The following is a 20,329-nucleotide window of genomic DNA, read 5'->3' on the forward strand; positions in this document are numbered from 1 at the left end:
CTCGATCAAGGTTGCCGCCCGCTTTGCAATTATGTTGCATATGTTCGCCGTGCCACCGGGTTAACCATGACGAATGGCGGTCGAGCCGCCTTGCACGGGGCGCAATAGACGCTATGAACCCTGTCCAATGGACCGCATTCACATCCGCGGCGGCAACGCGCTCAATGGCCGCCTTCCCATCTCCGGCGCGAAGAACGCCGCCCTGACGCTGCTGCCCTGCGCGTTGCTGACCGACGAACCTGTGACGCTGCGCAACCTGCCGCGCCTCGCTGACGTCGACAGTTTCGGCCATCTGCTGAACCAACTGGGCGTATCGACCATGATCGAGGGCGCCCGGCCGGAGGATTTCGGCCGCGTCCTGACGATGCGCGCCGGCCGCGTCACCTCGACCGAGGCGCCCTATGATATCGTGCGCAAGATGCGCGCGTCGATCCTGGTGCTCGGCCCGCTGCTCGCCCGCGTGGGCGAGGCGCGGGTATCGCTGCCCGGCGGCTGCGCCATCGGCAACCGCCCGATCGACCTGCACTTGAAGGCGCTGGAGGCGTTCGGCGCGACGCTGGAAACCACGGCCGGCTATGTCCGCGCCAGCGTACCCGACGGCGGCCTGCCGGGCGGCATCTACACTTTCCCGGTGGTGTCGGTCGGCGCCACCGAAAATGCGGTGATGGCGGCGTCGCTGGCCAAGGGCACCTGCATCCTCGAAAACGCCGCGCGCGAACCGGAGATCGTCGACCTGTGCAACCTGCTCGTCGCCATGGGCGCGGATATTGAAGGCATCGGCACCGACAAGCTGGTCATCCACGGGCGCGAGCGGCTGCACGGCGCGACCTACAGCGTCATGCCCGACCGGATCGAGGCGGGCAGCTATGCCTGCGCCGCCGCCATAACCGGCGGATCGGTCGACCTGGTCGGCGCCAATGCCGACGACATGCACGCCATCCTCGCCGCGCTGCGCGACGCGGGCGTGCAGGTCGATCCGCACAAGGACGGCATCCGCATTGCCTCGGATGGCAAGCTCAAGCCCCTGACCCTGTCGACCGCGCCCTTCCCGGCCTTTCCGACCGACATGCAGGCGCAGTTCATGGCGATGCTGACCAAGGCGGACGGCGCGTCGGTGCTGACCGAAACCATCTTCGAAAATCGCTACATGCATGTGCCCGAACTGGCGCGCATGGGGGCGGACATCGCCGTCAACGGCCGTACCGCCGTAGTGCGCGGCGTCGACAGGCTGGTAGGCGCGCCGGTGATGGCGACCGACCTGCGCGCCTCGATGAGCCTGATCCTCGCGGGCCTCGCCGCCGAAGGCGAAACCCAGGTCCAGCGCGTCTATCATCTCGATCGCGGCTATGAGCGGCTGGAAGAAAAACTCTCGGCCGTCGGCGCCGATATCGAGCGGGTCAGCGATGGCTGAGGGGTGCGGGCTGGCGACCGATCGGGCGACCTTGCTGTCGCTCTACGACCTGGATGCCGGCGGATTCCGTAATCTGGACGAAATTACCGGTTTCGCCGCGCAATTGTGCGATGTGCCGATCGCCCTGGTCAGCATCGTCGAGGATGTGCGGCAGCGCTTCCTGTCCCGCGTCGGCCTGGATGCCGAAGAAACGCCGCGCGACGTCTCCTTCTGCGCCCTGGCGATGCTGCGGGAGGAGATTTTCCTCGTCCCGGACGCGACCCGCGATCCCCGCTTCGCCGACAATGCGCTGGTCACCGGCGCGCCGCATATTCGCTTCTACGCCGGTGCGCCGCTGGTGAGCGCGGATGGCGCGCCGCTGGGCGCACTGTGCGTCATCGACACGGTCCCGCGCCCCGACCTGACCCCGTTGCAGCGGCAGGGTCTGACCCTGCTCGCCCGGCAGGTGATGGTGGAACTGGAAGGGCGCCGCCGCGACCGCGACACGATCCTGCGCCAGCGCATGGACGCCGCCGCCGTCGCCGAAAGCGATCGCCTGTTTCGCTCGCTGGCCGACACCATGCCGCAGATGGTCTGGTCGACGCTGGCGGACGGCTATCATGACTATTATAACGCCCGCTGGTACGAATATACCGGCGTGCCGACCGGATCGACCGATGGCGAGGCGTGGAACGGCATGTTCCATCCCGACGATCAGGATCGGGCCTGGACGCGCTGGCGTCATAGCCTGACGACCGGCGAACCCTATGAGATCGAATATCGGCTGCGCCACCATGGCGGCGACTATCGCTGGACGCTCGGCCGGGCGCTGCCGATCCGCGATGGCGACGGCGCGATCGTGCGCTGGATCGGCACATGCACCGAAATTCACGAACAGAAGCTGATGATGGAAGAGCGCGAGATGATCGCGCACGAGCTGTCGCACCGGATCAAGAACATCTTTTCGGTGATCGCTGGCCTGATCGGCCTGTCGGCGCGGCAGCATCCGGCGATTGCGGACGTGGCCGACGACCTGCGCGATCGGATATTGGCGCTGGGCCGTGCCCATGATTTCGTGCGGCCGCACAGCGCCGAATCCGCGCCGCAGGTTGGCGGCGGGCAAGCCAGTCTGTGGGGCTTGCTCGACCAGATTTTCGCGCCCTATGGCAACGAAGCGGGATCGCGCATCCTGTTGTCGGGCGACGATCCGGCGATCGACGATCGGTCCGCGACGCCGCTCGCGCTGCTGTTCCACGAATTGGCGACCAACGCAGCCAAATATGGCGCGCTGTCGGTGGCCGAGGGCCGGATCGATCTGCACATAAGGGTCGAGGGCGAAGACATCCACATCGACTGGCAGGAAGAACATGGTCCTGTGGTCGTGCCTGGCGGCGCCGACGGCTTCGGCAACCGGCTGATGACGCTGAGCGTCGAACGGCAACTGGGTGGGCGAATAGAAAGAGACTGGCGGCCGCACGGCCTGCGCATCAGCCTCTGGATTCCATCGCGTTCCATGAGCCGGACGGCGGGAACGGCGTAAAACCGGCAATTTCTGCTGCTGTCAGGTCGGGCTGCTCCGCCGCAGCCAGCCGCAGCGTAGCGGAGATGCTGTGCGCGCGGAACGGCTTGGTGATGACGCCCAGCGCCGCGACCGACGCTGCGCCGATTTGGGTCGGGTTGGCGGTGACATAGATGACGCGAATGCCGTGACGGGTGGCCAGCTCGATGCCGATATCCGGCCCGGTCGGGCCATCCCGCAGGTTCAGGTCGACAAGGGCGATGTCGCAATCTTGCGCGCAAGCAAGCGCGCCTTCGCGATCGGCGGCGATCGCGCCGACCTGGAATCCGGCATCTTCGACGATCTGCTCAATCTCCAAAGCGACGAAAATCTCGTCCTCGACTATCAGAACCTTCTTGCGCATTGCCTAACTCGTTAAACTTGATGCAAATAAAGTCCTTGCCCGTCTCTTGGTTCCGCTGCGGTGCAAAAAACCGACCAGATTGCCCCAAAGGACAGGTCAGTCCGCAACGCTGGTCCACAGCGTTTCGAACTGGGTTTCCTGCATCAGCAACACCGACGCGGGATAGCCCGCTTCGCTCGCCTGGCGCGCGGTGCCGGTGGCGCTGTCCACCGCCAGCGCCTGGGTAGGGAAGGGACCATAATATTTATTGTCCAGATTGATCTTCCAGACGCCCTCATGCTGAAGGACGATGTAGCGGGCGTGGGGCAGGGCCATGTCAGAGTACCTCGGTGTTATAATGGTGCCAGGCCATGATCGCGGCGGCGCCGCGATGCGGACGCCAGGCTTCGGCGACGTCGCGGGTCAGTTTTTCGCTCGGCCGTTCGGGCAGGCCCAGGATGCGGCCGATCTCGATCTGCACCGCCAGGTCGCCAGCGGGCCAGATGTCGGGACGCCCCTCCGCGAACAGCAGATAGATTTCCGCCGACCAGCGGCCGATGCCCTTGATCCGGACGAGCTGCGCGATCGCCTCCTCGTCGTCGGCCGGCAGGGCACCCAGGTCCAGAGCGCCCGACAGGATCAGTTCGGCCAGGCTGCGGGCATAGCCCTGCTTCTGGCGGGACAGGCCGCAGGCACGCAAGGCGTTATAGTCCCGCGCCAGCAGGGCGTCGGGCGCGCAGCCTTCGCCCAGCTCCGCTTCCAGCTTGCGCCACACCGCCGCTGCGGCCGCCACGCTGACCTGCTGGCCCACGATCGTCCGCAACAGCGTTTCATAGCCCGGCGCCCGCACCCGCGGCGCGGGATAGCCCACCCGGCCGATCGCTGCGCCAAAGCCGGGCTCCAGCGCGGCGATGGCGTCCAGGCTGGTGCGTAACTGTTCTGCACTCGTAACCATAACTCTGCTGTCCAGCCCTTGATTTCCCGGCGTCTGTGGGTCAGAGCGGCGAAGAAAATTCGAGGGGATTGGATAGATGCCGAAATTGATCGTGGTCAACCGTGCAGGTGAAGAACAGGCTGTCGATGGCGACAATGGCCTGTCGGTGATGGAAATCATCCGCGACAACGGTTTTGATGAATTGCTGGCGCTGTGCGGCGGTTGCTGCTCCTGCGCGACCTGCCATGTCTATGTCGATCCGGCCTTCGCCGACGCGCTGCCGGCCATGAGCGAGGATGAAAACGACCTGCTCGACAGCTCCGATCACCGCAACGAGACCAGCCGCCTGTCCTGCCAGGTCATGCTGAGCGATTCGCTCGACGGCCTGCGCGTCACCATCGCGCCGGAAGACTGAATAGGCGCATAGGCGCCGATATACCTACCGCCGTTCGTTTCGAGCGAAGTCGAGAAACGAGGCAGAGCCGAGTTCGGCGAAGCTAAACAGGAAGCGCTTTGCTAGCCGCTTCTCGACACGCTCGAAGCGAACGACGGTAGATGCCCTAATTCTTCACCCGCAGCGTGGCCGCCGGCGCGTCGCTGGTCAGCGGCGATATCGTCCAGATGATCCGCTTGCCCTGGGGCGTGGTTTCCGCGCCCTCCTCCTGATTCTGGCTGACGATCTCCGCGTCGGTGGTCAGGGTGAATCTGCCATTCAGCGCCTTGGCCGCCTCGTCTCCCGCGCCACCGCTGCCCAGGCCGGCCGGTCCCTGGCTCTTGTCGAACCCGTTGGCGAAGCCAGGCGCCTTGACGCGCACCCGGTCGTCGCCGCGCAGTTCCACCGCGACGAAGGGCAGCACGATCTGGGCGTCGATGTTGAAGGGGAAGAGGAAGGCGTGGGTCAGCTTGCCCGTAATCGCATAGTCGATCTCGAACTTGCGGTTGCCCATGTAGCGGGCCGACCGAAACCCCTTTTCCCTGGTCAGAGCGGCGGCGATCGCCTGCATCTGCGCTTCGTCGCCCTTGTCCGCACTATCCGCGACGGCGTCGCTGAAATCCTCGTCGCGCGCCGCGATCTGCAACAGGGTCGGCGCGGCCTCGGCCTCGCCGTCCGTGTCATCGCTGGTGGACGGTACGCCGCCTGTCATGCCGCTCTTGCCCATGTCCGACGCCAATATCTCCCCCTTATAGGCGAAGGCGAAGCTGCGATCGGCGCGGATGTCCAGGGTCGATTCGAACGTGCCCGGCGTCACCAGGCAGGCGGAGAGCGCCAGCAGCCCCGCCAGCGCCCCCAGGGTGCGATACAAGCGGTTCATGGCATTCTCCTTCCTGACAGGCGGGTCAGCGCACCGTCGCAGCGTATAGCGCGATGGCCGCGGCGTTGGACACGTTCAGGCTCTCCATCCGCGGGCTGATCGGCAGCTTGGCGATGATGTCGCAATGGGCGATCGTATTGTGGCGCAGCCCTTCGCCCTCGGCTCCCAGCACCAAAGCGACACGCGATTCGCCGATCGCCTCGCCCAATGTGGTGTCGGCGTCGCCGTCCAGCCCGATGCGCCAATAGCCCGCTTCGGCAATCTCTTCGAGCGCGCGGGCCAGGTTCACCACCCGCACCCAGGGTATATTTTCCAGCGCGCCCGACGCCGCGCGCGCCAGTACGCCCGATTCGGGCGGGGCGTGCCGGTCCTGCGTGACGATGCACAGCGCATCGAAAGCGGCGGCGGAGCGCAGGATCGCGCCCACATTATGCGGGTCCGTCACCTGGTCCAGCACCAGGATCGGCCGCCTGTCGTCCTGTCCTTCCTCCAGTACTTCGCCCAGCCAGACATCGTCCAGCGGCTCGACTTCGGCGACGATGCCCTGATGCGGCGCGTCGGACGGGACCATGCGGCCCATGTCGGCGACGTCGGAATAGACGATCGGCAGCACCGGCGGCAGGTCGAGGGCGCCCAGCGCTTCGCGCGTGCCCCATATCTTGCGCACGATGCGGTTGGGGTTGGCGAGCGCCGCTATGACGGCGTGGCGACCGTAGAAGCGGGGGAAGGTGCCCTTGGGCTTGGTGGAGCGATGCGGCTTTTTCATGATTGCGCTCTTTTCACATCACCCCATTGACAGGCAAGTCTCCTTTCGCCATTGAGCCGCCTCCAGCGCGGCGGGAACGCAAATTTCTTGTCGCGCAGGGCACTGGACAGGTGGCCGAGTGGTTAAAGGCAGCAGACTGTAAATCTGCCCGGGTTTCCCGTACGCTGGTTCGAATCCAGCCCTGTCCACCACTGCATCGGGCCGATGCAGGCGGTCTTTTACGGACCGGAAACAGGCCGGTGTGGACGCATAGCTCAGTTGGTAGAGCAGCTGACTCTTAATCAGCGGGTCCTTGGTTCGAGCCCAAGTGCGTCCACCATAGCCTGTCCCGACAGGCCCCCAGGCGCGCCGCCTCTTTTCGGGTTTCCGGCTTGCGCGCCTCTCGTTCGAGCCCGTTGAAAGACGAAGGGACAGCGCCCATGGCGTGGCTCATCCTCGGCATTGCCATATTCACCGAAATCTGCTGGGCCTTGAGCCTGAAATGGGCCGCGACCCTTGGAAGCTGGCAAGCATCCGCCGTGCCGATCGCGCTCAGCTTCCTCAACATGGGCCTGCTCGCGCTGGCGATGAAGGGCATTCCCGCAGGCACCGCCTATGCGGTCTGGACGGGCCTTGGCGCGGTGGGCGTCATCATCGGCGGCGTCCTCTTCTTCGGCGACCGGGTCAATCCGGCGCAGATCGCCTTCATGGCGATGATCGTGGTGGGCGTTGTGGGGACGAAGCTCTTCGCCTCGGCCTGACCGCGCGCACGGCACATCGCAAGGACCATTGCCGCAGCGCAACAAAAATCGCGCCGTCGCGTTCGCTGGACAAGTTTCATTCATCCTTGCCCGGTTACGCCCTCCCAACATGACTCTTGATCGCCGCGACCTGCTTATCCGCACCCTTGGCGGCGTCCTTGCCATCGGCTTGCCCCGCCGCGCGCTGGCGCAGGGCGATGTCGAGCGTGTCGACGCCCTGATCGCCAAGATGACGCTGGAGGAAAAGGCGGGCCAGATGACCTGCCTCGCCGACAGCTTCCGCCCCTTCAACCCGCCCAATCCGCAGGTCGGCATCCAGGATGAAAAGCGCCTGGCGCAGGAAATCCGCCGGGGCCGCGTCGGCTGCCTCTTCAACGGCATCGGCGTTGCAGGCGGCCGCCGCGCGCAGGAGATCGCGGTCAAGGACAGCCGCCTCGGCATCCCCTTGCTCTTCGCGGGCGACGTCATCCACGGCCTCAAGACCATCTTCCCGGTCCCCCTCGCCGAAGCGTCCAGCTTCGACCCCGCTTTGTGCGAGCGCACCGCCCGCGCCCAGGCGATCGAAGCCACCGCCGCTGGCCTCCACCTCACTTTCGCCCCCATGGTCGATGTCGCCCGCGATCAGCGCTGGGGCCGCGTGGTGGAGGGGGCAGGGGAGGATGTGACCCTCACCGGCCTGCTGTCCGCCGCCCGCGTCCGCGGCTTTCAGGGCCGCGACCTGCGCCGCGACGACGCGCTGCTCGCTTGCCCCAAACATTTCGCCGCCTATGGCGCGGTCGCCGCGGGCCTGGAATATGGCAATGTCGACATCAGCGAGGAAACGCTGCGCGAAACCCATCTGCCCCCCTTTGGCAAGGCGTTCGCGGCCGGCGCGCTCACCACCATGGCCGCCTTCAACGAGATCAACGGCGTCCCCGCCACCGCCGACAGCGAACTGCTCACCGACATATTGCGCGGCGAGATGCAGTTTCGCGGCTTCGTCTTTTCCGATTACACCGCCGACGAGGAACTGGTCGCCCACGGCTTTGCGGAGGATGACCGCGACGCCGCCCGCCTCGCCGTTCTCGCCGGGGTCGACATGTCGATGCAGAGCGGCCTCTACATCCGCTACCTGCCCGATCTGGTGAAGAGCGGCGCGGTGCCGATGGGCACGATCGACGTCGCCGTGCGCCGCATCCTCTATGTAAAGGCCGCCATCGGCCTGTTCGACAACCCGTACAGATCGCTGAACGAGGAAGCGGAAAAGACCCGCATCTTCACCCCCGCCCACCGCGCCCTGTCCCGCGAAGCCGCCACCCGCTCGGTCGTGCTGCTCAAGAATGAAGGCGTCCTGCCGATCGACCCGGCCAAGAGGCAGGTCATCGCCCTCATCGGCCCCTTCGCGCAGGACACCGCCAATCTCTACGGTCCCTGGGCCTTTTATGGTGACCCGGACAAGGGCGTCGACATCGCCACGGGCCTGCGCGCCGCGCTCCCCGACCCGACGAAACTCACCATCACGCGCGGCAGCGACATCAGCGGCCCGATTGATGGCGGCATCGCCCAGGCGGTGGCGGCGGCCAGGGCGGCGGACATCGTCCTGCTCGCCATCGGCGAATCGCAAGCCATGTCCGGCGAAGCCCAGTCCCGCACCGTCATCGAAATCCCGCCCGCGCAGCAGGCGCTGGCCGACGCGGTCGCCGCCACCGGCAAGCCGGTCGTCATCCTGCTACGCCACGGCCGCGCGCTCGCCCTGCACGATGGCGTCGCCAATGCGCAGGCGATCCTCGCCACCTGGTTCCTGGGGAGCGAGGCGGGCCACGCCATCGCCGACATCCTGCTGGGGAAGGTCGATCCCTCGGGCAAGCTGCCCGTCAGCTTCCCCTGGGAAAGCGGGCAGGAGCCTTTCTATTACGACCGCAAATCGACCGGCCGCCCGGTGCTGGGCAATGGCAGTAGCGAATATAAGGCCCGCTACGCCACCACCGACAATAGCGCCCGTTTCCCTTTCGGCCACGGCCTGACCTATACCGACTTCGTGCTGGACCAGTTGAAACTGTCCGACAGCGCGCTGCGCTGGGACGCCGCGATCGAAGTGACCGCCCGCATCACCAACAAGGGCGACCGCAAGGGCAGCGAGGTGGTCCAGCTCTACACCCGCGACCGCGTCGCCAGCCGCACCCGCCCGATCCGCGAGCTAAAGCGCATGGCCCGCGTGACGCTGGGTCCGGGCGAAAGCAAGACCGTCCGCTTCTCGCTGTCCCGCGTCGATCTGGAGTTCGTCGGCGCCCGAAGCCAGCGCATCGCCGAACCCGGCGCGTTCGACCTGTGGGTCGGGCAATCGAGCGTGGGCGGATTGAAGGGCGAGTTTACGCTTTATGCGCAGGGACCGGCGAAGGGGTAAGGCAGGGCGCGTGCCTAAAGCGCATACCTTTAGCTTCAAACGAGGCATGTGACTCTTTTGGAAGAGGGACGTGGCTGTCGGGATAGCAGCATGACAAGGCATCACCAGACAATCGCAGTAGTCCCGATAGCTAACTTTTTTCGCTACCCCTTGTGCCTACGAGGTAAGGTCATTCTTCTACCTGATGTTGCATAAATTGCCGCTACACCATTTTGCAAAAATTGAATCAGTTGTTCTGCAAAAGGTTCGAGCAGTCTGTATCATATCCGAAATTTCTGCAGGCGTTTTTGTGGCGTTAGGATCGCCATGGGCAATGGAATTTCTGGTATCAACAATTTGATCAATATTGTTAATTGTTGATTGCCCATTTCTTCCAAGCGCTATGAGAAAATCGCGGCGATAGTTCACATAACCGAATCTGCTAAAATAGGACTTAGCCTTTTCGAACTTAGGATTAGAGAAGCCCTTGTTAAAATCTGTAGCCGAAATCTGAGCAGGAAATTCCCCTGTTGATTTCCACATAAGAGAGTCTGTTTCGACAAAAATACGCATATTTCCAGAAATTTTTTCTGGATCAGATCCACTTCTAATGTTTTCGATGCGTTCTTTAGATATGTGATAGAAAAATAGCGGAGCGATCTTGCTCCTACACACTTTATTGTCGAAAATAGCATCAAGCGTGTGCTCGCCTAATTCTTTGATATATGCTTCAATGTGGCTCGACAGCAGTACGACCGAAGCGCGACATAGGGCGCTAATTTCAGCCCCGTGTCGCATCGCATATTTTGTTCTTGCTAAAGTTGCTGCCTTAGAACGAAGTAGTGATACTTCATCAAGGCGTGCCACGAATGCGCCGTAAATAGGCGTATAACGCGGCATTAAAGGCCAATCTCATCCATTTCTTCATTCCAGATCTCAAAACGTCGTTCAGTTCTCTTTTTGTGATCAACTGATCGGCTAATGAGATCAAGAAATTCGTCGTTAGATAGCATTCGGTTAAATTTCTTCAGAAAATCTTCTTTTAGCTCGGAAGCCGTCTCAGTATCTGTTTTCGTAGCAGTATGCATAATCAGATCGAAGAGTGCTCGATTGATTGCTCTGCCTCCAGGGCGTCTGAAGCATCCCTTTTCTTCGAACCAAGTGAGTGATACTTTTAGCGCATTTGACCACTTTAGTTTAAGAGCCTCAATATCAGAGTCGTTAAACCGCCTACCTAGCCTTGCGGTGTCATTCAACCAATGCTTGAGTGGGGTTCGATATTTATCAATCCCTTGTAGCTCAAACGAAAAATATCGGAGAATGATTTCCTCATCGGCTAGTCTCTTATCTGGTAACTTGCGCCCACGAATAGCCAGCCATCGGCTATCAAAAGAAAGTTCCGCTAAAAGATTGTTCAAAGATCCTCGTGAGACGCAATTTCTCAATTCTTGAGCATTGAGGGGCATAGTACTGGTATTGAGTCGCTCAAACACATCGAATTTGATCTCAGGATGGGATTCATTGGTAACCACCACGCATCTCAGAGTATGCGTACGAATACGCCTCTGCTCTTTGCTTGGAATTTCAAAAAATCTTTTACCGTTAAATTCTGGAAGAGCTTCGAGGTCACGAAGAAAAAATTGATTTTCGACAAATCGATAAAGTGAAAAAATCCGTTGCTGCCCATCTATAACGTCAAGTTCATTTTCGTCATTTTCGGAAAGATAGCATGGCGGGATCGGGACATTTAAAAGAACTGACTCAACCAATTTCGAGGCAAGCGTGTCAGCCCATACATATTGGCGCTGAAATTTAGGCCTGTCACTTAGCGGGCGGAGGAATAGAATGTTTGACTTGACCTGCGACACGATCGCATCGATTGCCAGATCGTAGGGTTGAGTTACTACTTTTCGATCTCTCAGCGGCGTTGCTGAAGGGTCAACGGCTTCCGCGTCCTGCTCGTCTTCATAGATGTTATTCTGATCGTCCATATGGTAATCACTTTTCCGAATTTGACGTTCCAGTTAGCGGCAAGGCCGCATTGGGTACAACAATTCTCACAAACGAGATCGAAAAAAAAGCGGCATCGTTCGGCGCGAACGGATCAGGGGTAAGCGCCAAACTTGCGGAACGCCTATGCCCGCTGTTCAATTTTATTTGCATCCGATCATTCTTTTACCTGCAACCTCACCCTGTCCTACACCCCACCACCCATGCCATAATCTCACCAGCTCTTTCCCACCGTCCGCCCCTCGCACCCCGCGCACCACCCCAACGCGGCCCACCCCCATTTCGCAAAAATTCTCCTATTGCGAAATCCATGCCACCCGTTCGTCCCCACGCTTTCGCGTCAGCCACGACGGTGTGAACTTCGCAACGCCACGCCGCCTTGCAAAACGCCGCGACCACGGCTTTCCGACCCCGCGCACCCATGCTAAGGGCGCGCCCATGCTGAATCTCAACGCCATCACCGTGCGCCTTGGCGGCCGCGTCATTCTCGATCGCGCCGCCGCCGCCCTGCCGCCGCGCAGCCGCGTCGGCCTCATCGGCCGCAACGGCGCGGGCAAGTCCACGCTGATGAAGGTGATGATCGGCCAGCTCGATCCCGACGAAGGGTCGTGCGACATGCCCCGCGACACGCGGCTGGGCTATATCGCGCAGGAAGCCCCGTCCGGCACCGCGACCCCCTTCGACACCGTGCTCGAAGCCGACAAGGAACGCGCCGAATTGATGGCGGAGGCGGAGCATACGCAAGATCCTGATCGCCTCGGCCATATTTACGAGCGGCTGACGGCGATCGACGCCTATACCGCGCCCGCCCGCGCCGCCCGCATCCTCGTCGGCCTCGGCTTTGACGAGGAAATGCAGGGCCGCCCGCTCGACAGCTATTCGGGCGGCTGGAAGATGCGCGTGGCGCTCGCCTCTTTGCTCTTCTCCAACCCCGACCTGTTGCTGCTCGACGAACCGTCGAACCATCTCGACCTCGAAGCCACGCTCTGGCTGGAAAATTTCCTCAAAGCCTATCGCGGCACCGTGGTCGTCATCAGCCACGAACGCGACCTGCTCAACAATGTGGTCGACTATATCCTCCATCTGGAAGGGGGGAAGGTCACCCTCTATCCCGGCGGCTACGACGCGTTCGAACGACAACGCGCCGAACGGCTCGCCCAGCTCGAATCCGCCCGCGCCAAGCAGCAGGCGGAGCGCGAAAAATTGCAGGACTATGTCGCCCGCAACTCCGCCCGCGCCTCGACCGCGAAACAGGCCCAGTCCCGCGCCAAGGCGCTGGCCCGGATGCAGCCCATCGCCGCCGCGATCGAAGATCCCACGCTGCATTTCGGCTTTCCCAGCCCCGCCGAACTGCGCCCGCCGCTCATCACCATGGACATGGCGTCGGTCGGCTACACCGAAACGCCGATCCTCAAGCGCATCAACCTGCGCATCGACCCCGACGACCGGCTGGCGCTGCTTGGCCGCAACGGCAACGGCAAGACGACGCTGGCCCGCCTTATCGCCGCGCAACTCGCCCCGATGGAAGGGACGATGGCCTCCAGCCCCAAGATGAATGTCGGCTATTTCACCCAATATCAGGTGGAGGAACTGGACGTCACCGACACGCCGCTGGAACATATGACCCGCGTGATGAAGGGTGCGACCCCCGGCGCGGTCCGCGCCCAGTTGGGCCGCTTCGGCTTCTCCGGCGAGCGCGCGGTGCAGAAGGTCGGCTCCATGTCCGGCGGCGAGCGCGCCCGTCTGGCGCTGGCGCTCATCACCCGCGACGCGCCGCATATGCTGATCCTGGACGAACCGACCAACCATCTGGACGTCGACAGCCGCGAGGCGCTGGTCCAGGCCCTGAACGACTATAGCGGCGCGGTGGTCATCGTCAGCCACGACCGCCACATGATCGAACTGGTCGCCGATCGCCTCGTTCTGGTCGACAACGGCACCGCCCAGCCGTTCGACGGCAGCCTTGACGACTATACCGACATCATCCTGCGCAAGGCCGACGGCAACAGCAGCGGCGACGCCCCGAAGGTCGATCGCAAGGCCGACAAAAAAGCCGCGGCCGAATGGCGCGAGAAGCAAAAGGTGCTGAAAAACGCCGTCAACAAGGCGGAGCGCGAAATGACCACCCTGATCGCCGAGCGCAAGCGTATCGATACGGTCCTGTCCGACCCCAAGGCGGCGACCGGCGCGGAGGCGAAGATGACCACCAGCCAGCTCATGGTGAAGCGCGCCGAGGTTGAAAAGAAGCTGGAGAGCGCCGAGGAAATCTGGATGGAGGCCGGTGCCGCGCTGGAAGCGGGTTAACGCCCCATCAGGATGAACGGCGCCCAGATATAGGGCTGGGCAGCGCCGGGCCGCTTCGATCCGATCAGCTTGAGCATCGCCCGCTGCAACGCCACCGCCCGGGGCAGGCCGCGCGCCGCACCCTTCACCGTCTCCAGCGTGACGAAGGCGCTGGCGTCATCCCGCACCGGCCAGTGCGACACCAGCAGCGATCCCGCCCCGGCATAGCGGAACGCCTGCGCCAGTCCGGAATAGGCGGGGGCCGCGGCATTATCGCCCGCCGCCGTGTTGCAGGCGGACAGGATCACCCAATCCGCGCCGATCCGCATCCCCGCCACTTCCGACGCCGTCAGCAGCCCGTCGTCCCCCACCGCATCGGCGGCCGGGGGGGACAATACCAGCGCAGGTTCACTCACCCCCTCCATCTCCCCGCCCACCAGCCCATGGGTCGCGAACAGGATCACGGCATAGCCGGACAGATCACGATCCCGCAGCCCGGCTTCGCTGGCGTCTCGTCCGATCAGCAAGGTGGTGCGATCTATGCCGAAACGATGCGCGACCGCCTGCAATTCGGCCTGCGATCCCGGCAGCGGCGGCAGTTGCGACAGCGCCCGCGCATCCGCGCCGCCATTGCGGAAATAGGCACTGGCGGCCAGCATCGCTCCCGCACCGCGCGGCGCATCGGCCGTCTGGACGACACCAAAAGTCAGCGGCGCGCCGATGCCCAAAAAGCGCTGGTCGCGTGCCGCCATCTGCTGCCGTCTATCTGGGGTGGCGCTGAAGCCGGGCTGCACCTCGATCGCGAAGCGGTGGATCAGCCAGGGCGCATGGCGCGTCACCGTGGCCATGGGTCGCTGCGGCAACATCCCGAAGGGTAGCGAGGCGAAGGCGCCGGTCGGCACGATGCGCAGCGTCCGCGCCTTGCCGAGCGTGGCGAGGATGCCGGGGGTGAAGATCTGGCTATATAGCGTGTGTGCGCTGCCCTGGTCGAAACCGGCTGGAGTAAGCGAACCGCGCAGCCGCCCCACCAACGCCACCAGCGCGGCGCGATCCATCTGCGCCCGCTCGATCCGCGTGCCGCCGGCGCTGACCGCGAGCAGATAGACGCCGTCGAAAGCCGGCATTACCGCCAGCAGCGCTTCGCCCTCACCCAGCCCGTCGCGCAGCGCGCCAAGATCGGGCCGCTCACCACCATTGGCTTCCACCCAGCGCGGATAGTTCCGGGCGATGGCGGCGCGCTCGACATCGACCATTGCCGCCACGGCGGCGCGTTCGGTGCGCGCCGCCGCGACGCCGCTGTCGACTGCCAAGGCCTTGAGTAAGCGGCTGTCGGCGGCCTGAAGCGTCTTGGTCCGGTCCTGCAGGCGGCGCACCCGCGCGGCCAGCGCCGGATCGGCGACCAGCCGCTGGGCGACCAGACGGTTGGCCTGGGCGATGCGCGATCCGGCCAGGATCGCCATCGCGTCCAGCGCCAGCGCGGCGTCCTGCGCCTGCGCCGCCACCGCCAGGATCGTATCCAGCGCGGCCCGCTGTTCCTCGGTCAGTTCGGCGTCGTCATGGACGCTGGCGTCGTCGCGCAACAGGCCGACAAGTCGGCGCGCCGTCTCGCCGAGCGCCGCCTGATCCGATCCGGTCCAGGCGGACAGCATCGCCGCCTGCGCCAAGGGAATGGCAGGCGCATTGTCGAGCTGGCGGGTTTCGGCCGCGAAGGCTGCCGCCGCAGCGCGGGCCTCTTCGCCATGCCGGGCGGCGATCAAAGCCGGGATCAGATAGGGATAGACGCGCTGCCCGATATCCCGGTCCTTGTCAGACCCGGCGCGCACCCGCGCGAGCGCGGTATTGAGTCGCTCGACGCCTTCGTCGCGATGCCCCTCCGCCAGTGCGGCCGATGCGGCGAAGGCGAGGGCGCGCGCCGATTGCGGGCTGTTTTCGCCCTCGATCCCGCGAAAGCCGCGTTCGGCTTCCATGAACAGCGGTTCGGCGTCGGCATAGCGTTCCAGCGGCAACAGCACCGTACCCAGATTCTGGAGGCCGAACTGGAAATAGAGGCTGCCGGTGCCGACCGTATCGCGCTTTATGGCGATGGCGCGCTGCAAATAGTCGAGGCTCTCGTTACGCCGACCGGTGCGCGACAGCAGCAGGCCCAGCGCTTCGAGCGCGCGGGCGTAGCTGGGATGTTTGCGGTCGACATGGTCGGTGGCGATGTCGACCGCCATGCGCGCATATTTTTCCGCTTCGACATCGCGATCGGCGCGCTGAAGCATCTGGGCATAGGTGTAATAAGCGCCGATCGTATCGGGACTGTTGGGGCCGGAGGCTGCGATCCGCGCCTCCATGCTGGCCCGTTGCGCATCCACCGCTTCGACGTTGCGGCCGAGGCGGGTCAGCGCCTGCGCGTGGGAGAAGGCGATGTTCGACCGCAGCATATGCGTCGACGGGTCGAGCTTGTCGGGCGGCGTGCGGGCGATATAGCTGTCCATATAGCGGCTGGCCTGCGCCAAAACCTCCGCCGCGCCGGTCACGTCGCCCAGTGCAGCCTGAACATAGCCCTTGATCGACAGGCCCTGCATCCACGCGACGGGATAGGCGTCTGCGAAGGGCGCGAGCAGCGCCAGGCCGTCATTGGCATGGGCCAGCGCATCGGGATTCTTCCCGTCGATCTGGTCCATGGAGGACAGGTTGATCAGGGCGACCCCGGCCAGCGGATGCGGCTTGCCCGCGACCTTCGCCCTGAGCGCAGCGACGTGCAGCCGGGCCCAGGCGTCGCGGGTCTTTTGCGACATGGACAGGGCATAATCGTCGCTGTCGAACAGCGCGAAAGCCTGCCGTTCAAGCAAATAGAGCCGGGCATGGCGCGGGTCGGTGGGCGAAAAGGCCGCCGCCGGAGAGGCCGCGGACGCCGCGTGGGTCGGCAAGGCCAGCGCCAGAAGCATGGCCGCACACCGCGTGGAAAGCTGCATGACACCACCCCCGCTCTTCAATCGACCCGTGCGTCTCTTGTGTCGGCGGAGCGCGGGCGTCAAGGCCGATGCCGGTCAGCCCAGCGTCAGACGCCAGTCCCAGCGCAGCGGATCGCCGTCCATCACCTCGACCCCGCGGGCGATCAGGGCGTCGCGAATCTCGTCCGACAGGGCGAAGTCTTTCTCCGCGCGGGCGGCAGTTCGGCGTTCCAGTTCGGCCTCGATCTCCTCGGACGCGATCTGCGCATCCTTGGGCCGCAGGCGCAGGTCTGCGCGGCTGAGCGTCAGCAGGTTCAGACCCAGCGCCTGGTCGAAGGCGGCGATCAGGCAGAGCTTCTCGTCCACCGGCACCTTCTTCATGGCCGTCACCTCTTCCAGCAGCGGCAGGGCGCGGGGCGTCATGAGGTCGTCGGCGATCGCCGCGTCGAACTGCTCCAGCAGCGGCGCCAGCTTGGGGTGCAGGTTGGCGCGCAGATAGTCGAGGCGCGGGGATTGCCAGGTCACGCCCTCGGCCCCGGCCTTAAGGCCCTCGACCCCCATCACCAGCCGCTTGAGCCGGGTCAGCGCCGCGGCGAGATTGTCGGCGCTGAATTCCAGTTCGGACCGGTAATGCGCGCCCAGGCACAGCAGGCGATAGGCGATCGGATGCACGCCCGCGTCGATCAGGGAGAACAGCGTGGTGAAGCCGCCCTTCGACTTCGACATCTTCCCCTGCCGATCCACCAAGAAATTATTGTGCATCCACCAGCGCGCGCCAGTGAAGCCAGCCGCCGCCGCGCCGGGATCGCCGCAGCAGCTATGGAAAGCCTGGTTCTGGGCGATCTCGTTAGGATGGTGGATTTCGCGATGGTCGATGCCGCCGGTGTGGATGTCGAACGGCTGACCGAGGCGCGCCTGCGACATCACCGAACATTCCAGATGCCAGCCCGGCGCGCCCTTGCCCCAGGGGCTGTCCCATTCCATCTGGCGCTGCTCGCCGGGCGGCGACTTGCGCCAGATTGCGAAGTCGGAGGCGTTGCGCTTGCCTGCGACCGGATCGATCCGGGCGTGCGCCGCATCGTCGCGCCCACCGGCCAGCGCGCCATAATCGGGCACGGTCATGCTGTCGAAATAGAGGCCGCTGTCCAGTTCGTAGCAATGATCCGGCGCGATCTTTTCGGCGAAGGCGATCATCTGCGGCACATAGTCGGTCGCAACCGTCCATTCGCTGGGCGACAGGATGTTGAGGTCGGCGATATTCTGCTTGAATGCGGTCGTATAATGGGCGGCGATATCCCAGATGCTCTTGGCCGAGGCGCGCGCGGCCGCCTCCATCTTGTCGTCGCCGGCGTCGGCGTCGCTGGTCAGATGGCCGACATCGGTAATGTTGATGATGTGGGTGACGGCCAGCCCCTTCCAGAGCAGCGTCCGGCGCAGCGTGTCGGTGAAGACATAGGCGCGCAGGTTGCCGATATGGGCGTAGTTGTAGACGGTCGGGCCGCAGCTATAGACGCGCGCATGCTGGTCCTCGATCGGCGCGAACGGCTCGATCGTTCGGGTCAGGCTGTTGAACAGGCGCAGCGGCGCGGGAATGTGCTGGTCGTCGGACATGGGGACGAGCCATGTCGCGAAGCGTCGCGGGGGTCAACCGTCCTTCGCCATCGACCGGAAAGTCCGGAAGTCCATACATATGCGCCATGGCGAATTTTTTCGCCGACATAGGCGAAAATGACGGAAATGCGGGGCTGACGATGGGAAAGAACCGAATGGAAGTTCATAGCCGATGACGGGCCTGTAGGACAGCCGCATCGGGCCAGGTCGTTCCGCCGAACCGGGCGTCGATTGTAATAAAATGTTGCGGGCGGGCCGATCCCTTGCGGCCGGGCATTGGGCATCCGATATTGTCGATGCGGGCCGGGTCCCTCTGGCGATATGGATTTCCCCCTGATCCCTGTCGCGATGTCGGACCGCATCGGGTGTGCCCGGTGCAGGTTTTGCGGCGATTTGCCCCCTCTCGTCGTCGCAGGAGACCGCACCGGGCCACTCGAACCAACTTATGGAGTGAGTGTGTCCTATGAATAATCCCGTTCGCATGCCGGGCTATGGTGCCAGCCAGACGGCGCAGACCGATGCCGGCCTGCGCGCGCATATGCTGGGCGTCTTTCGCAATATGGGCCTTGGCCTGATCATCACCGGCCTGATCGCGGCGCTGGTCGGCAATACGCCGGCGCTGGCCGCCGCCATTTACGGCACGCCCTTGAAGTGGGTGGCGATCTTCGCGCCGCTGGCCTTCGTGTTTTTCTTCAGTTTTCGCATCGACAGGATGACGACCGCGACCGCGCGCATGACCTTCTGGGCGTTCGCGGCGGTGATGGGCGTGTCGCTGGGCAGCGTCTTCCTGGTCTTCACCGGCGGCAGTATCGCCCAGGCCTTCTTCTCGGCCGCGGTCATGTTCCTCGCCATGTCCCTGTGGGGCTATACAACCCAGCGCGACCTGACGAAGATGGGCAGCTTCCTGATGATGGGCCTGATCGGCATCATCGTCGCCAGCCTGATCAACATCTTCCTGGGGTCGTCGGCGATGCAGATGGTCATCTCGATCATCGGCGTGGTGGTCTTTACCGGCCTGACCGCCTGGGACGTGCAGCGCATCAAGTCGGACTATTTCGCCTTTGCCGGGCATGAAGTGGCGCAGAAGATGCAGGTCATGGGCGCGCTGTCGCTGTACCTCAACTTCGTCAATCTGTTCCAGATGCTGCTCAGCCTGACCGGCGAACGGGAATAAGCGGATGCGGGATCAGCCCACCGTATCGGCCATGCTCTGCCCGGTCTGTCATGTCGGATTGGCGATGACGGACCGGCAGGGAGTGGAGATCGACTATTGCCCGCAATGCCGGGGCGTCTGGCTGGACCGGGGCGAGCTGGATAAGATCATCGAGCGCTCGGTGCAGGCGAGCGCGCCAACGCCGCAACCAGCGCCCTTCGGGCAGACGAGCTATCGCCCGGATCGGGACTATCGCGACGACGGGCGGGGCTATCCGAAGAAGCGGAAGAAGAGCTTTCTGGAAGAGTTGTTCGATTGAGAAAAGGCCGGTCCCAAGGGATCGGCCTTTTTGCTTTGCTTTTTTAGTGGATCGCTCTTGAATCGGCGAGTTCTAGAGCGACAAATTGCCGAAAATCATCTGCGACAAAATCATCCGGCATCCCGCCGATCAAGGCGATCTTTCCACGGTTTGCGCTCTCCGAGCAACATATTGCCCATGCATAGCACCAGATCAGATAGTCAGCGAATATCAGATATTTATCTGACTCCATTTCAATTTTCGGGTTTATTTTGCCCGGTGGCCTTGAGCATTCGTCAGGGACATTCTTGACGTTTTCGATTGACCACCAACTGGTACCAACGTCATCCATGAAATCGCTGAGCGGAGCGACATCGCAAAGATAGGCACGAAAGTCTTCGGGTATGCGGATATCATATAGAGCTTCAATCGCCTCAACCTGTGCTGAGGCATTTGATCGTCTAGGTTCATAGGTTCGATCGTTCGCCCACGCTTCCTTTAGCCACTGGCTGGGAGAGGTGCTGCGTTGCAAAAGTGCAGCGGCGCGGATCTGCGCCGCCGCCTCTTCTGCAACATAATCTCTTGTTGGAGTGAGCTTGGATTTCAACCAATGCCACATGGCCTCATTC

Annotated in this window: 18 protein-coding genes and 2 tRNA genes; 10 read left to right on the forward strand and 10 right to left on the reverse strand. The window is 63.4% G+C overall.

Annotated elements, in window-relative coordinates; translation table 11 throughout:
• Positions 1–127: 127 nt before the first annotated feature.
• Entirely contained in the window at positions 128–1,411 is a 1,284-nt protein-coding gene (murA, locus tag ABT375_RS15925; RefSeq protein WP_224550212.1) for a UDP-N-acetylglucosamine 1-carboxyvinyltransferase, read from the forward strand.
• A complete protein-coding gene (locus tag ABT375_RS15930; RefSeq protein WP_416463290.1) occupies positions 1,404–2,930 on the forward strand; it encodes a PAS domain-containing protein in 1,527 nt (508 codons plus the stop codon). Before murA ends, ABT375_RS15930 begins: the two co-directional genes overlap by 8 nt.
• Here ABT375_RS15930 and ABT375_RS15935 read toward each other — a convergent pair.
• The 3 genes from ABT375_RS15935 to ABT375_RS15945 form a co-directional block, all read right to left on the reverse strand.
• On the reverse strand, positions 2,878–3,312 hold the full coding sequence (locus tag ABT375_RS15935; protein WP_224550214.1) for a response regulator: 435 nt from the start codon (positions 3,310–3,312) through the stop codon (positions 2,878–2,880). The two genes, ABT375_RS15930 and ABT375_RS15935, sit on opposite strands and share 53 nt — an antisense overlap.
• Before the next feature lie 96 nt (positions 3,313–3,408).
• Entirely contained in the window at positions 3,409–3,627 is a 219-nt protein-coding gene (locus ABT375_RS15940) for a DUF2188 domain-containing protein (protein WP_416463291.1), read from the reverse strand.
• 1 nt (position 3,628) lies between these two features.
• A complete protein-coding gene (locus ABT375_RS15945; RefSeq protein WP_416463292.1) occupies positions 3,629–4,246 on the reverse strand; it encodes a DNA-3-methyladenine glycosylase family protein in 618 nt (205 codons plus the stop codon).
• A 76-nt stretch (positions 4,247–4,322) separates the two neighbouring features.
• Here ABT375_RS15945 and ABT375_RS15950 point away from each other — a divergent pair, with 76 nt between their 5' ends.
• Entirely contained in the window at positions 4,323–4,640 is a 318-nt protein-coding gene (locus ABT375_RS15950) for a 2Fe-2S iron-sulfur cluster-binding protein (protein ID WP_066605787.1), read from the forward strand.
• A gap of 145 nt (positions 4,641–4,785) precedes the next feature.
• On the opposite strand, the gene ABT375_RS15955 is transcribed toward ABT375_RS15950, so the two are convergent.
• Both ABT375_RS15955 and rlmB read right to left on the reverse strand, forming a co-directional pair.
• Positions 4,786–5,538, reverse strand: a complete 753-nt coding sequence (locus tag ABT375_RS15955) for a hypothetical protein (protein ID WP_416463293.1) — start codon at positions 5,536–5,538, stop codon at positions 4,786–4,788.
• A gap of 25 nt (positions 5,539–5,563) precedes the next feature.
• Positions 5,564–6,304, reverse strand: a complete 741-nt coding sequence (gene rlmB / locus ABT375_RS15960; protein WP_224550218.1) for a 23S rRNA (guanosine(2251)-2'-O)-methyltransferase RlmB — start codon at positions 6,302–6,304, stop codon at positions 5,564–5,566.
• A gap of 104 nt (positions 6,305–6,408) precedes the next feature.
• Here rlmB and ABT375_RS15965 point away from each other — a divergent pair.
• The 4 genes from ABT375_RS15965 (at position 6,409) to ABT375_RS15980 (ending at position 9,427) form a co-directional block, all read left to right on the forward strand.
• Positions 6,409–6,495: transfer RNA gene (locus tag ABT375_RS15965), tRNA-Tyr, on the forward strand.
• A gap of 52 nt (positions 6,496–6,547) precedes the next feature.
• Positions 6,548–6,623 (forward strand) — tRNA-Lys (locus tag ABT375_RS15970).
• A 100-nt stretch (positions 6,624–6,723) separates the two neighbouring features.
• A complete protein-coding gene (locus ABT375_RS15975) occupies positions 6,724–7,044 on the forward strand; it encodes a DMT family transporter (protein WP_261935524.1) in 321 nt (106 codons plus the stop codon).
• 109 nt (positions 7,045–7,153) lie between these two features.
• Entirely contained in the window at positions 7,154–9,427 is a 2,274-nt protein-coding gene (locus ABT375_RS15980) for a glycoside hydrolase family 3 N-terminal domain-containing protein (protein ID WP_416463294.1), read from the forward strand.
• Positions 9,428–9,604: 177 nt separating this feature from the next.
• On the opposite strand, the gene ABT375_RS15985 is transcribed toward ABT375_RS15980, so the two are convergent.
• Together ABT375_RS15985 and ABT375_RS15990 are read right to left on the reverse strand one after the other, a co-directional pair.
• Positions 9,605–10,273 (reverse strand): MAE_28990/MAE_18760 family HEPN-like nuclease, encoded by a 669-nt coding sequence (locus ABT375_RS15985; protein ID WP_416463295.1) that lies wholly within the window; start codon positions 10,271–10,273, stop codon positions 9,605–9,607.
• A 32-nt stretch (positions 10,274–10,305) separates the two neighbouring features.
• A complete protein-coding gene (locus ABT375_RS15990; protein WP_416463296.1) occupies positions 10,306–11,397 on the reverse strand; it encodes a DUF262 domain-containing protein in 1,092 nt (363 codons plus the stop codon).
• 457 nt (positions 11,398–11,854) lie between these two features.
• Between ABT375_RS15990 and ABT375_RS15995 the strand changes: the two genes are divergently transcribed.
• Entirely contained in the window at positions 11,855–13,720 is a 1,866-nt protein-coding gene (locus ABT375_RS15995; protein WP_416463297.1) for an ABC-F family ATP-binding cassette domain-containing protein, read from the forward strand.
• Here the strand turns inward: ABT375_RS15995 and ABT375_RS16000 are convergent.
• Together ABT375_RS16000 and cysS are read right to left on the reverse strand one after the other, a co-directional pair.
• Positions 13,717–16,659: a CHAT domain-containing protein gene (locus ABT375_RS16000; RefSeq protein ID WP_416463298.1), complete on the reverse strand. Its 2,943-nt coding sequence runs from the start codon at positions 16,657–16,659 to the stop codon at positions 13,717–13,719. The genes ABT375_RS15995 and ABT375_RS16000 overlap by 4 nt on opposite strands.
• A 75-nt stretch (positions 16,660–16,734) precedes the next feature.
• A complete protein-coding gene (cysS, locus tag ABT375_RS16005; protein ID WP_416463299.1) occupies positions 16,735–18,249 on the reverse strand; it encodes a cysteine--tRNA ligase in 1,515 nt (504 codons plus the stop codon).
• A gap of 463 nt (positions 18,250–18,712) precedes the next feature.
• Between cysS and ABT375_RS16010 the strand changes: the two genes are divergently transcribed.
• Entirely contained in the window at positions 18,713–19,423 is a 711-nt protein-coding gene (locus ABT375_RS16010; RefSeq protein ID WP_224550226.1) for a Bax inhibitor-1/YccA family protein, read from the forward strand.
• 4 nt (positions 19,424–19,427) lie between these two features.
• Positions 19,428–19,721, forward strand: coding sequence for a zf-TFIIB domain-containing protein (locus ABT375_RS16015; RefSeq protein WP_416463300.1), 294 nt, complete (start codon positions 19,428–19,430; stop codon positions 19,719–19,721).
• 43 nt (positions 19,722–19,764) lie between these two features.
• Here the strand turns inward: ABT375_RS16015 and ABT375_RS16020 are convergent, their stop codons facing one another.
• Positions 19,765–20,319: an SMI1/KNR4 family protein gene (locus ABT375_RS16020; protein WP_416463301.1), complete on the reverse strand. Its 555-nt coding sequence runs from the start codon at positions 20,317–20,319 to the stop codon at positions 19,765–19,767.
• Between the last annotated feature and the right edge of the window lie 10 nt (positions 20,320–20,329).

This window comes from Sphingomonas sp. VDB2, from assembly GCF_047946695.1.
Taxonomy (GTDB): domain Bacteria; phylum Pseudomonadota; class Alphaproteobacteria; order Sphingomonadales; family Sphingomonadaceae; genus Sphingobium; species Sphingobium bisphenolicum.